The organism is Streptomyces sp. NPDC085900, assembly GCF_044540925.1.
GTDB classification, from domain to species: domain Bacteria; phylum Actinomycetota; class Actinomycetes; order Streptomycetales; family Streptomycetaceae; genus Streptomyces; species Streptomyces gilvifuscus.
Map to the genome: position 1 here is coordinate 60,891 of NZ_JBITSP010000023.1, position 12,926 is coordinate 73,816.

Annotated in this window: 12 protein-coding genes; 6 read left to right on the forward strand and 6 right to left on the reverse strand. The window is 74.1% G+C overall.

Features of this window, described 5'->3' with window-relative positions; all coding sequences use genetic code 11:
• Positions 1–102 precede the first annotated feature (102 nt).
• Positions 103–1,851: a ricin-type beta-trefoil lectin domain protein gene (locus ACIGDI_RS42615; protein ID WP_399908212.1), complete on the forward strand. Its 1,749-nt coding sequence runs from the start codon at positions 103–105 to the stop codon at positions 1,849–1,851.
• Between the two features lie 9 nt (positions 1,852–1,860).
• On the opposite strand, the gene hutI is transcribed toward ACIGDI_RS42615, so the two are convergent.
• The 4 genes from hutI to hutU form a co-directional block, all read right to left on the reverse strand.
• Positions 1,861–3,036 (reverse strand): imidazolonepropionase, encoded by a 1,176-nt coding sequence (gene hutI / locus ACIGDI_RS42620; RefSeq protein WP_399908215.1) that lies wholly within the window; start codon positions 3,034–3,036, stop codon positions 1,861–1,863.
• 20 nt (positions 3,037–3,056) lie between these two features.
• The gene (locus ACIGDI_RS42625; RefSeq protein ID WP_399908242.1) at positions 3,057–4,400 is read right to left on the reverse strand and encodes a formimidoylglutamate deiminase; all 1,344 of its coding nucleotides are present in this window, start codon (positions 4,398–4,400) and stop codon (positions 3,057–3,059) included.
• Positions 4,391–5,593, reverse strand: a complete 1,203-nt coding sequence (locus ACIGDI_RS42630; RefSeq protein ID WP_272177715.1) for an allantoate amidohydrolase — start codon at positions 5,591–5,593, stop codon at positions 4,391–4,393. The genes ACIGDI_RS42625 and ACIGDI_RS42630 overlap by 10 nt, the downstream gene beginning before the upstream one ends.
• Positions 5,594–5,682: 89 nt before the next feature.
• Complete coding sequence (hutU, locus tag ACIGDI_RS42635) at positions 5,683–7,347, reverse strand: urocanate hydratase (RefSeq protein WP_399908218.1); 1,665 nt, start codon at positions 7,345–7,347, stop codon at positions 5,683–5,685.
• A gap of 144 nt (positions 7,348–7,491) precedes the next feature.
• On the opposite strand from hutU, the gene ACIGDI_RS42640 reads away from it, so the two are divergent.
• The 5 genes from ACIGDI_RS42640 (at position 7,492) to ACIGDI_RS42660 (ending at position 11,396) form a co-directional block, all read left to right on the forward strand.
• Positions 7,492–8,895, forward strand: a complete 1,404-nt coding sequence (locus ACIGDI_RS42640; protein WP_399908221.1) for a diaminopimelate decarboxylase — start codon at positions 7,492–7,494, stop codon at positions 8,893–8,895.
• A gap of 169 nt (positions 8,896–9,064) precedes the next feature.
• A complete protein-coding gene (locus ACIGDI_RS42645) occupies positions 9,065–9,472 on the forward strand; it encodes a hypothetical protein (protein ID WP_399908224.1) in 408 nt (135 codons plus the stop codon).
• Positions 9,469–10,467, forward strand: coding sequence for a transcriptional regulator (locus ACIGDI_RS42650; protein WP_399908226.1), 999 nt, complete (start codon positions 9,469–9,471; stop codon positions 10,465–10,467). Before ACIGDI_RS42645 ends, ACIGDI_RS42650 begins: the two co-directional genes overlap by 4 nt.
• 22 nt (positions 10,468–10,489) lie before the next feature.
• Entirely contained in the window at positions 10,490–10,999 is a 510-nt protein-coding gene (locus tag ACIGDI_RS42655; protein WP_200703890.1) for a roadblock/LC7 domain-containing protein, read from the forward strand.
• Positions 11,000–11,021: 22 nt separating this feature from the next.
• Positions 11,022–11,396: a hypothetical protein gene (locus ACIGDI_RS42660; RefSeq protein WP_058924910.1), complete on the forward strand. Its 375-nt coding sequence runs from the start codon at positions 11,022–11,024 to the stop codon at positions 11,394–11,396.
• Between the two features lie 13 nt (positions 11,397–11,409).
• Here ACIGDI_RS42660 and ACIGDI_RS42665 read toward each other — a convergent pair whose 3' ends face one another.
• Complete coding sequence (locus ACIGDI_RS42665; protein WP_399908245.1) at positions 11,410–11,964, reverse strand: hypothetical protein; 555 nt, start codon at positions 11,962–11,964, stop codon at positions 11,410–11,412.
• A gap of 153 nt (positions 11,965–12,117) precedes the next feature.
• The coding region (locus ACIGDI_RS42670) for a MurR/RpiR family transcriptional regulator (protein WP_399908230.1) at positions 12,118–12,926 on the reverse strand (809 nt) is incomplete at its 5' end.

The window sequence follows — 12,926 nt, forward strand, 5'->3', positions numbered from 1 at the left end:
GAAACCCTTTCCCCAGAGCTTCACTTCCACCACTATGGGCCCCTACCTGCTGGTAGCCGGAAATCGACGGCACGCGGCGGGGTGGTGGAAGGAGGCCAGGAGATGGCCGGGGCCTACGGGACCGACAACGGCGTCGCGACCGAGGGCGGTGTGTACGCGGACGTGCCCGACGCGCGGCTGACCGAGCTGCTGCGGGCCCGTACCGCCACCGTCTACCCGGCTCTGCGGGAGCTCCGCGCCCGTCACCAGCCGGCCGTGCTCGCCTACGCGCGCCTGTGCACGGCCAGCGAGTCCGCGGCCCGGCAGCTGGCCTCGCAGGCGTTCACGCTGGCGGCCCGGCAGACGGCGCGCGGCGCCGAGCCGTCGGTCCCGCTGCGGCACGAACTGCTGCTCCTGGCCGGCCGGCTGGCCGCCTCCTGGGCCGGCGACGAACGGGCCGCGGGCCTCGACCCCGGCCTGCTGTTCGCCCTGAGCACGTCGGGTCCGGACACGGTTGCCGACCCGCCGATGCTCGCCGCGTTCCGTTCCCTGCCGTCCCGCGCGCAGGGGCTGGTCTGGTACGGCGTGGTGGAACGCGAGGCCGAGCGGCGGACGGCCCTTCTGCTCGGTCTGACCCGCGAGGACGTCGCCCACGAGACGCCCTCGGCCCTCCAGGCCATGGGCCAGGCCTGTCTCCGCTCCCGCCTCGCCGCCTCCGACGACCCGCGCTGCGGCAACTTCGGCCGGCTGATCGAGGAGTCGGTACGCCCGGACAACCCGCGCGAGAGCGCCGACCTGCGGGCGCACATGGTCCACTGCGCCCACTGCACGGCGGCGTACACGGACCTGTCCGCCCTGCGCGACTCCCCGCGCACCGCCCTGGCGGAGGGCCTGCTGCCGTGGTCCGGCACGGCCTACGCCACCCGCGACACGACACCCACCGAGCCGCCCGGCGGCCCCACCGCCCGCCCCGGCACCGGACGAAGGCGGCCGAAGGCCGGGGGGCGGTCCTGGTTCGGAGGACGGCCGGCGTCCGGAGGACAGCCGGAGTCGTTGAGGCGGTCGGCGTCCGGAGGGCCGGCGGATTTCCACGGCCGGTCCAGGTCTGCCGGACGGCCCGGGGCGCTCGCCCCCGCCGGGGTCCCGGCCGGGACGCGGTTCCTCTTGGGTCCGGTCGCCTGGCCTGTCTCGCGGCGGTTGCTGTTGACCTCCGTCGCCGTCGGCGTGGCGCTGACGCCGTTGCTGCTGTTCATGCTGTCGCGAGGCGACGGTTCGCCGTCCTCGTCGCCGGGAGGGCAGCCGGGCGCCGTGGACACGCCGGCGGCTCCCCCGCAGGTGACGGTGACGGCGACGGTCTCCGCCACGCCGTCCACCGCTCCCTCCCCCTCCCACGCCGCGAAGTCCCCCTCCCCGACGAAGAGTTCCACCCCGTCGAGATCGGCGAAGCCCAGCGCTGCCCCCACCCACGCCCCCAACGGCACCTACGCCCAGATCGTGAACGTGTCGACCGGCCGCTGCCTGGACATCGACGGCGACCTGAGCAACGGCACGGCCGTCGTCACGGCGCCCTGCTCCGGCGCCTCCACCCAGCGCTGGCGGGTCGACGCGGCGCGCGGGATCGTGCAGTCGTACGCCGACTCGGACTTCTGCCTCGACAGCCGGGGCTCCGTGGACCGGGGCGTCGGCATCTGGGACTGCGCTTCGGTGGACGGCGACCACGGACAGAACCTGCGGTTCACGGTGGACTCCGACGGCGTGATCCGCCCCGCCATCGCCATCGAGACGGCCGTCACGCCGGGCGGCGGCGACGGGGTGTCACTGTGGCCCCTGAGCGGAGGCCGGGAGCAGCGCTGGCGGGCGGGGGCTTCCTGACCTCGCCGGTCAGCCCTGGCGGACGCCCCGCCGCCACACGTCGGTGACCAGCGGCACGCCCGGGCGGTAGGCCAGGTGGACGTGGCTCGGTGCGTCGAGGGCGATCAGGTCGGCGTAGGCGCCCGGGGTGAGCCGGCCGATGTCCGTGCGGCGGAGCGCCGCCGCCCCGCCCGCCGTGGCCGACCAGACCGCCTCGTCCGGCGTCATGCCCATGTCCCGTACGGCGAGGGCGATGCAGAAGGGCACGGAGGACGTGAAGGACGAGCCCGGGTTGCAGTCGGTGGAGAGGGCGACGGTGACGCCCGCGTCCAGCAGACGGCGGGCGTCCGGCCACTCGGCGCGGGTGGAGAACTCGGCGCCGGGCAGGAGGGTGGCGACCGTGTCGCCGTTCGCCAGGGCGTCGACGTCCGCGTCGGTGAGGTGGGTGCAGTGGTCGGCGCTGGCCGCGTCGAGTTCGACGGCCAGCTGGACGCCGGGGCCGTAGGAGAGCTGGTTGGCGTGGATGCGCGGGTGCAGTCCCCTGGCCTTGCCCGCGGTGAGGATGGCGCGGGCCTGGTCGCCGTCGAAGGCGCCCTTCTCGCAGAAGACGTCGATCCAACGGGCGTGCGGCGCGCAGGCGTCGAGCATCTCGCCGGTGACGAGGGAGACGTAGGCGGCCGGGTCGTCGGCGAAGTCGGGCGAGACGATGTGGGCGCCGAGGTAGGTGACCTCGTCGGTGTGCGCGGCGGCGATCCGCAGGGCGCGGGCCTCGTCGGCGACGGTGAGGCCGTAGCCGGACTTGGTCTCGAACGTGGTGGTGCCCTGCCGGAGGGCCTCGGCGAGGTAGCGGGTGAGGTTGGCCTCCAGCTCCTCGTCGGTGGCGGCGCGGGTGGCCGCGACGGTGGTGCGGATGCCGCCCGCGGTGTAGGAGCGCCCGGACATGCGCGCGTTGAACTCCTGGGTGCGGTCGCCCGCGAAGACCAGGTGGGAGTGGGAGTCGACGAAGCCCGGCAGGACCGTGCGGCCACCGGCGTCGACCCGGTTGTCAGTGGCTGGTGCTTTGCTTGATTCACCGGTCCACGCGACGCGGTCGCCCTCGATGACGACGGCCGCGTCCTGGATCAGACCGAGAGGGGAACCGTCGCCGAGCGAGGGGGAGTTGGTGACCAGAGTGGCGATGTTGGTGATGACGGTGCTGCTGCTCATGGCGTCCTCGTGGGTGGTCGTCAGGCGCGGAGGGCTTCGATCACCCGCGCGAGGGCTTGCGGCACATCCGGTACGAGGGTGTGCGCCCCGTCGCGTACGACGTGCCGCCCGCCCACGATCGTGTGCCGTACGTCCGCTGCCGTCGCGGCGAATACGGCGGTCTCGGCACCGAGCCTGGGCAGCGGTCCGGCCGTCCTGACCGAGTCGAGCGCGATCGTCGTCAGGTCGGCGAGGGCCCCCGCCTCGATGGTGCCCGCCTCCTCCCAGCCGAGGGCCGCGTGACCGTCGGCGGAGGCCGCGCGCAGCAGTGCCGCCGCGGTCCAGTGGCCCCGGCTGCGGGTGCGCAGCCGCTCGTTCAGCTCCATCCCGCGGGCCTCTTCGAACAGGTCGATGACGGCGTGGCTGTCGGAGCCGAGGCAGAGCGGGGAGCCTGCCGCCTGCAGGGCGGGGGCGGGGCCGATGCCGTCGGCGAGGTCGCGTTCGGTGGTCGGGCACATGCAGGTGCCGGTTCCGGTGCCGCCGAGGAGGGCGATGTCCTCGTCGGTGAGGTGCGTGTTGTGGACGCCGGTGGTGCGGCGGCCGAGGACGCCGTGGTCGGCGAGCAGGCGCGTCGGGGTGCACCCGTGGGCGGCCTGGCAGGCGTCGTTCTCGGCGGTCTGCTCGGACAGGTGCACATGGAGCGGGGCCCGCCGCTCCTCGGCCCACCGCGCGACGGTCGCCAACTGGGCGGCGGGCACGGCCCGTACGGAGTGGACGGCCGCCCCGATCCGCGCGTGATCCCGTTCCTTGAGAACTGAACAGCGTTCGGCCCAGGCCTCGGCGGTGCCGTCGGAGAAGCGCAGCTGGTGGGTGTCGGGCGCCTCGCCGAAGCCGGAGGAGAGGTAGGCGGTGTCGAGGAGGGTGATGCGGATGCCGGCCTCGGCGGCGGCCGCGACGAGCGCCTCGCCCATGGCGTTGGGGTCGGCGTAGCGGGTGCCGCCGGGGGCGTGGTGCAGGTAGTGGAACTCGCCGACGGAGGTGATGCCGGCGAGGGCCATCTCGGCGTACACGGCGCGGGCGAGCGCGTGGTAGCTGTCCGGGGTCAGCTTGTCGGCCGTGGCGTACATGACCTCGCGCCAGGTCCAGAAGGTGCCGGAGCCGACCTGGACGGTGCCGCGCAGGGCGCGGTGGAAGGCGTGCGAGTGGGCGTTGGCGAGGCCCGGGAGGGTCAGTCCGCGCAGGATCTCGGCGCCGGGCGGCGGGCTGTCGATGTCCGTGCGGACGGCGGTGATGCGGCCGTCCTCGATGCTCAGGGCTACGCCCGGCTCGACGTGGGTGCCGAGCCAGGCGTGCTCCAGCCAATAGGTCCGCGTGGTCACCTGCAGGCCAGTCCTTCCAGTACGTCGGCGAGGGCGAGCACCCCGGCCACGCAGTCGTCCTCGGCGGCGTGCTCGGCCGGGGAGTGCGAGACGCCCGTGGGGTTGCGCACGAACAGCATGGCGGTCGGAATGCGCCCGGAGAGGATTCCGGCGTCGTGTCCGGCGCCGGTACCCAGCACCGGGACGCTGATGTCGGTGTCCTTGCCGAGGATGCGGGCGAGTTCGTCGCGCAGGGCGTGGTCGAACTCGACGACGGGCGTGAAGGACTCCCGGACGACGTCGAGGTCGACGCCGTGGGCGGCGGCGTACTCGCGGGCGGCCTTCTCGACGCCGGTGACCACGAGGTCGAGGGTCTGCTGGTCGGCGGCGCGGGAGTCGAGCCAGCCGCGTACGAGGGAGGGGATGGCGTTGACGCCGTTCGGCTCGACGGCGATCTTGCCGAAGGTGGCGACGGCCCCGGCCAGTTCGGCCTCGCGGCGGGCGGCGAGCACGGTCTCGGCGTACGACAGCATCGGGTCGCGCCGGTCCACCAGGCGGGTGGTTCCGGCGTGGTTGGCCTCGCCCCGGAAGTCGAACCGCCAGCGCCCGTGGGGCCAGATGGCGCTCGCGATGCCGACCCGGTCGCCGGACAGGTCCAGCGCCCGGCCCTGTTCGACGTGCAGTTCGACGAAGGCCCCGATCCGGGCGAGCCGCTCGGGGTCGGCGCCGATGGCGTCGGGGTCGTGTCCGGCGGCCTCCATGGCCCGCGGGAGGCTGACGCCGTCCCCGTCGGTCAGCCGGTGGGCCTGCTCGACGGTGAGCTCTCCCGCGGTCAGCCGGGAGCCGACGCAGGCGAGGCCGAAGCGGGCGCCCTCCTCGTCGCCGAAGTTGACGACGGCGAGGGGCTTGGCGAACTGCGCTCCCCTGCCGCGGAGTTCGTCGAGGGCGGCGAAGGAGGACACGACGCCGAGGGGCCCGTCGAAGGCGCCGCCGTCGGGCACGGAGTCGAGATGGGACCCGGTGACGACGGCGTCCCCGGCGGTGGGGTCGCCGAGCCAGGCCCACTGGTTGCCGTTCCGGTCGACCTCGTAGGCGAGGCCCCGCGCCTCGGCCTGCTCCCTGAACCAGGCCCGGCACTCGGCGTCGGCACCGGTCCAGGCGAACCGGCGGTAGCCGCGGGAGTCGGCGTGCCGCCCGACGGGCAGCAGCTCCCGCCACATCTCCTGGAAGGAGGCACCGGCCCGCCCGGGCTGCGGACCCGCGCCCGGCGACGATGCCTCGGCCCGGACCCGGGAGTCGCCGCTGTCCGTCACGCCTCGTCACCCTCGCGCATGGGCACTCGCACGCCCCGTTCGTCGGCGACGGACTCGGCGATGTCGTAGCCGGCGTCGACGTGGCGGATGACGCCCATGCCGGGGTCGTTCGTCAGCACCCGCCGGATCTTCTCGCCGCCCAGCTTGGTGCCGTCGGCCACCGTCACCTGCCCGGCGTGGATGGACCGTCCCATGCCCACGCCGCCGCCGTGGTGGATGGACACCCACGAGGCGCCCGAGGCCACGTTCACCATGGCGTTCAGCAGGGGCCAGTCGGCGATGGCGTCCGAGCCGTCCAGCATCGCCTCGGTCTCGCGGTACGGCGAGGCGACGGACCCGCAGTCGAGGTGGTCGCGGCCGATGGCCAGCGGGGCCGCCAGCTCGCCGGAGGCCACCATGTCGTTGAACCGCTCGCCGGCCTTGTCCCGCTCGCCGTAGCCGAGCCAGCAGATGCGCGCGGGCAGGCCCTGGAAGTGGACCCGCTCCCCGGCCATCTTGATCCAGCGGGCGAGGGACTCGTTCTCGGGGAACAGGTCGAGGATCGCCTTGTCGGTCTTGGCGATGTCGGACGCCTCGCCCGACAGCGCGGCCCAGCGGAAGGGGCCCTTGCCCTCGCAGAACAGCGGGCGGATGTAGGCGGGGACGAAGCCGGGGAAGGCGAAGGCCCGCTCGTACCCGGCGAGTTGGGCCTCGCCGCGGATGGAGTTGCCGTAGTCGAAGACCTCCGCGCCGGCGTCCATGAAGCCGACCATCGCCTCGACGTGCTTGGCCATCGACTCGCGGGCGCGCGTGGTGAACCCGGCCGGGTCCTTGGCCGCCGCGTCCGCCATGTCGTCGAAGTCGACGCCGAGCGGCAGGTACGCCAGCGGGTCGTGGGCCGAGGTCTGGTCGGTGACGATGTCGATGGGGGCGCCCATGGCGAGCAGCTGCGGGACCAGTTCGGCGGCGTTGCCGAGGACGCCGATGGACAGCGGGCGGCGGGCGTCGCGGGCCTCGGTGGCCAGCTGGAGGGCGTGGTCGAGGGAGTCGGCCCTGACGTCCAGGTAGCGGTGCTCGATGCGGCGGTCGATGGCGCGCGGGTCGCAGTCGATGCAGATGGCGACGCCGTCGTTCATGGTGACGGCGAGGGGCTGGGCGCCGCCCATGCCGCCGAGGCCGGCGGTGAGGGTGATGGTCCCGGCGAGGGTGCCGCCGAACTTCTTCGCGGCGACGGCGGAGAAGGTCTCGTAGGTGCCCTGAAGGATGCCCTGGGTGCCGATGTAGATCCAGGAGCCGGCGGTCATCTGGCCGTACATGGTCAGGCCGAGGGCCTCCAGGCGGCGGAACTCCTCCCAGTTGGCCCAGTCGCCGACGAGGTTGGAGTTGGCGATCAGGACGCGCGGGGCCCACTCGTGGGTCTGCATGACGCCGACCGGGCGGCCGGACTGGACCAGCATGGTCTCGTCCTGCTTCAGGCCCGTCAGCGTGCGCACCATCGCGTCGAAGGAGCGCCAGTCGCGGGCCGCCTTGCCGGTGCCGCCGTAGACGACGAGCTTGTCCGGGTGCTCGGCGACCTCGGGGTCGAGGTTGTTCTGCAGCATCCGCAGGGCGGCTTCCTGCTGCCATCCCAGGGCGCTCAGTTCCGTACCGCGCGGCGCTCGGACGGGGCGGGGTCCCGACATGGTCTGCCTCCTGAGTGGCTTGCTTCCCGGTGACTGTCACCACCGCACTGTTACTACGGCTATTCACATCCTCGCCCTCTGAATAGGACTAGTCAATAGAACCGGCGGGCAGCGAGGACTCGTCCCAGATGTTTGGCTGGACGTATGGGCGCGGGCGACGACACGACGGGGGACGGTGTGGGCTACGACAACGGCGGGCGGACGGACGGCGCCGCGCGGCGCGACGACGCGGTGCGGGCGGCCGTGGAGCAGGGGCTCCTCGGACCGGACACGCCCATCCTCGGCCTTCTGGACGTCACGGGCATCCGCGAGTCGGCGGCCGAGCTGCGCGCGGCGTTCGACGCGGTGACGGCTCCCGGCACGCCGGTGCTGCACGCCTTCGCGGTGAAGGCGACCCCGCTGGTGCCGGTGCTGCGGCTGCTGCGCGAGGAGGGGCTCGGCGCCGAGGTCGCGAGCCCGGGCGAGCTGGCGCTGGCGCGGGCGGCGGGAGTGCCGCCGCGGCTGACCGTCCTGGACTCGCCCGCCAAGACGCCGGCCGAACTGCGCGAGGCACTGGCGCTGGGTATCGCCGTCAACGCCGACAACGCCCAGGAGCTGGCGCGGATCGACGGCCTGATGCGGTCGGCACACAGCGGCTCCCCCCTCGGCATCCGGGTGAACCCGCAGGTCGGCGGGGGTTCCATCGGGGCGACCTCGACGGCCACCGCGACCTCGAAGTTCGGCGTGGCGCTGCGCGACGAGGGCGCGCGGGAGTGGGTCGTGCAGGCGTACCGGGAGCGGCCGTGGCTGACCCGGCTGCACGCGCACACCGGGTCGCAGGGCATCCCGCTGTCGCTGATGGCGCAGGGCGTGGCGGAGGTGTTCGCGCTCGCCGAGGAGATCAACGGGCGTCTCGGCCGTCCGCAGATCGACACGCTCGACATCGGCGGCGGCCTGCCGGTGAACTTCGGCTCGGACGAGTCGACCCCGACGTACGCGCAGTACGCCCGCCTGCTGAGCGAGGCGGTGCCGGGACTGTTCGACGGGCGGTACGGACTGGTGACCGAGTTCGGGCGGTCGCTGCTCGCCAAGCACGGGACCGTGGTGGCACGGGTGGAGTACGCCAAGATGGCCGGCGGGCGGCCGGTCGCGGTCACGCACGCGGGCGTGCAGGTGGCGGCGCGGACGGTGTACGTGCCGGGCTCGTGGCCGCTCAGGATCGCCGCGTACGACGCCAAGGGGCGCCCGAAGGAGGGTCCGCCGGTGGTGCAGGACGTCGCCGGACCGGCGTGTTTCGCGGGCGACCTGCTGGCCGAGGGGCGGGCGCTGCCGCTCCTGGAGCAGGGGGACTACGCGGCGGCGCTGGACACGGGCGCGTACTACTTCGCGCACCACTACGCCTACAACTCCCTCGCCCGGCCCGGGATCCACGGCTTCGCGCCGGACGCCTCGGGAGAGGTGACCTTCGCGACCGTGCGCGAGCCGCAGGGGCTCGACGAGATCGTGGCCGAGGCCGGAGGAGCGCACGCGGGGGCGCTCACCACCCTGCGCGCCCCCGACCGCCGTTGACGCACGCCGGGGCAACTGTGGTTCAACTGCCCTGAATCCGAGGCGAGCCGACCCACCTTAGTCGTCCGGCGCATGTTCCACCGGAAAATGCCATATCCCTCACTCGTCGCGCACACGTTGCGTAGTTTCGGCGTCACTCAGCCGAACCCCAGGCGGGAGGGGAGCCACGGTGCCCGGAATCGACGAGTGTCTGCTGGAAGCCATGCGACTGCCCGGTGCCCGGGGCGCCGCGCTGATCGACTGGACCAGCGGGCTGGCCCTGGGCAGCGTCGGAGAGGCCCCCGGCGGCGACCAGGAGACCGCGGCGGCGGAAGCCGCCGAGATCGCCCGGCTGGCCGCCGAGCAGCACGCGTTCGCGCCGGACGACGATGCCGGGTCCGGACCGGCGGCGGACGCCGACCCGCCGGTCGAGGACCTCATCGTCAGCAACCGGGACAGCTACCACGTGCTGCGGTTCGTGGGGGCGACGTTCGACGGCAGCGTCTTCCTGCACCTGTGGCTGGCCCGCTCCGAGGGCAACCTGGCGATGGCCCGCATCCGGCTGGGCGAGATGGCCGAACGGCTGGTGCTGGCATGACCGCCGTCCACACCACCGAGCCCCCGCGGCTGCCGGTGCGCCAGAAGGTCGCCGCCGCCGAGCGCGGCTGGGGCGGCGTCTCGCCGATGCTGACCCGGCTGGCCGCCGAGCGGGCCACGGGCATCCTGTTCCGCGAGCACGGCACGCTCCACCTCGCCGACGGTCTCGTGGTGCACGCCGAGAGCCCGTGCGCGCCCGGCCTGGAGACACTCCTGACGGCCCACGGCACGCTCGCCGCGGAGGTCTGGCGGCAGGCGCTCGGCGAGACGGACGACGACCACCAGGCCGGCCACCTCGCCGGTCTGCGCCTGGTCGACGCCGGTCTGCTCACCCTCGGGGCCTTCGAGCTGTGCCGGCTGACGGCGCTGTACGACGCCGCGTACTTCGTCCTCGCCCCCAGCTCCACCCCGGGCCGCTTCCGCTACGGCACCGCCCCCGCCCCAGGGCACCGGGCCGCCGTGCGTCGCGTCCCCGTGGCCGCCCTGGAACGCGAGACGCTGCGCCGCCGCGACCTGCTGCACCGCATCTGGCCGGACCCGGTCACCGACGAGGCGCCGCTGGCCCGCACGGACCTGCCCGCGGCGCCCGCGCTCACCCGCCGCCAGCGCGCCGTGCTGGTCCACGCGGACGGCGTCCGTACGGCGCCGGACATCGCCCGCGCCCTGGGTCACCTGGCGTTCCACACGTTGGTCGACGTACGCCGGCTGGCGGCGGCGGGGGTGCTCGCCCCGCTCCGCCCGGCCGTCCCCGAACCGCCCGAGCCGCCGCCCGGTCCGGCGGGCGAGGGGCGGGCGGCCCCGGAGCCGGCACAGCCACCGGACCCCGGGCAGCCGCCGCCCCTGCCGACCCGCGGCCGGCCGCCGTACGACGCGGCGGGCCCGGGACCGGCCCAGCCCGCACCCGGTCACGGGATGTCCGCCCTCACCGAACCGCTGCCGCCCGATCCCCACATCACCTTGCTGAAGAGGCTCAGAGATGCGCTGGAGGCCCTTTGACCGGTTCGAGAGGAGGCCCCGGATGGCCGCCGACCCCCATGTCCTCGACGAGTTGCGCCGGCTGAGGGCCCGTGTCCCCCAGCTCACCGGCGCGCTCGCCACGGGGGCGGACGGCGACGTCCTCGCCCAGGACACCCCCGGAGTCGACCCGCAGGACATGGCGGCGCTCAGCGCGACCGCGCACGCCGCCGCCGTGCGGCTGGCGGACGCGACGGGCCAGGGCGAGGTCCGAGAGCTGCTGGTGCACGGGGTGTACGGGTACGTCGCGACCTTCGCGGCGGGCACCGCCACCGCGACGGCCGTACTGACCCTGCTCGCCCAGGAGCGGGTGAACGTCGGCCGGCTCCTGCTGGAGGGCCGACGGGCGGCCGCCCGGGTCGCCGAACTCGTCGACGAGCACGAGCCGGCCGCCCAGCGCACCAGGCAGACCAAGCCCGCCAAACCGCCGGCCAAGACGGCCGCCGTACGGACCAGAACCCCGCGCGCGCCACGCACCACGACCACCAACGCGCGCACCACCACGGAAAGTTGAAAGGGAACCGAGGAACACACTCATGGCCAACACCGAAACCTGTCTGAAGGAAGCCCTCGCCTCCATCGAGGGCGCGACCGGCGTCGCGCTCGTCGACTACACCAGCGGCATGGCACTCGGCACGATGGGAGGCAGCAAGGGCTTCGACCTCAATGTCGCCGCGGCCGGCAACACCGACGTCGTCCGCGCCAAGATGCGCACCATGGAGCACCTCGGGCTCAAGGCCCAGATCGAGGACATCCTGATCACCCTGTCCGACCAGTACCACCTGATCCGCCTGATCAGCGGAAGGGGCGGCAACGGCCTCTTCCTCTACCTGGTGCTGGACGGCAAGCGGGCCAACCTGGCGATGGCCCGCCACCAGCTCAGGAGGATCGAGGAGGACCTGGAGGTCTGACGGGCGCCTCAGCTCACACGAGTGCCGCGGTGCGGCGCCGCGCCCCGCCCGGGGCCGCGTCGCCCGCCGCGATACCCGTGCTGCGGTAGGTCTTGACCGCCTTGCCGGCCGGGCGGCCGCCGTTCGCGGAGAGCCAGTCGACCCGGACCCACAGCAGGGCGTCCTCGGCCCGTTCGCGCCGCCCCAGCCAGGCGGCCTTGAGCCGCAGCCCCGTGCCGGCACCGGCGAGGAGCATCCCGGCGGCGGCCGGCACGGCGAAGGAGGCGCCCAGCGCGGCCAGGAACGCGAGCAGCAGCCACCACCGGTGCCCGCGCCGCCAGTTGCGCACACTCACGGCACGGTCCTGGAGCACGTCGTGCCGGCCCGCGCGGGCGGCCGAGCGGGCCAGGGACGTGTAACGCCCGCGGCGGCCGTACGAGACCACGGCCGCGGCGACGAGGAACAGCGCGGCCCCCGCCATCACCCCGATCCGGCGCCCGGTCACCCCCGGCACCAGCACCCCGACACCCGCCGCGAACACACCGGCCCACCACATCGGCGCGGCCCCGGCGCGTACGACGACGGCCACTCGGGCCAGACCCTGAGCTCTGCGATCTGCGCGTGCCACGTTCCGCCTCCTCGTCGTCCTGGCACAGTCCTGTGGGCCGGGAGGGTAGCGAGCGAAGGTGAGACGAGTCTGAAAAAACACGCGCCGCGCTGACGGTCCGAGCGCAGTGCCCGCCTATTCGACGAACAGCCCCCGTGCCGCCGCCCGCGCGTCGAACTCCTCCAGCCGGACCTGCGCGTCCGGCAGGTCGTCGCACATCGCCTCCAGCAGCACCCGGCCCAGCAGCATGGGAGCGCAGGCGGTGTCGAAGGCGAGGCCGGTCCCCACGGCGGCGGGCAGCAGCAGGTCCGACACCCTGGCGACGGGCGCGAAGGCGGAGTCGGCGACGGTGACGACGGTCAGCCCGGCCTCCTTCGCGAAGGCCAGCGTGTCCACGACCTCGCGGGGGTGCCGGGGCAGCGCGAAGCACAGCAGGGCGCTCGCCCCGGCGCGCACGGCGGCCTCGATACGGTCCTGGATCATCGTGCCGCCCTCGTGCAGCAGCCGTACGTCCGGATGGACCTTGGCGGCGAAGTAGGCGAAGCCGTAGGCCTGGGAGGCGGCGGCGCGCAGACCGAGGACGGGCAGCGGGCGGGAGGCGGCGAGCAGGCGTCCGGCCCTGCGTACGGGGCGTGGGTCGGCGAGCAGCTCGGCCAGGTGGCGCAGGTTCTCGATCTCGGCCTCGACGGCCTGCTGGTAGGCGTTGCGTGAGGCCTCCTCCGCGGCCTGTTCCGCCGGCGCGACCTCGCGCAGGTGCCGGCGCAGCGCCGGGTAGCCGTCGAAGCCGAGGGCCACGGCGAAGCGGGTCACCGAGGGCTGGCTGACCCCGGCCAGTTCGGCCAGCTCCACGCTGGACAGGAAGGGCACGTCGGCGGCCCGGCGCACCATGCTGTGCGCGATGCGCCGCTGGGTCGGCGTCAGCCGGTGCCCCTCGAAGAGCGCCT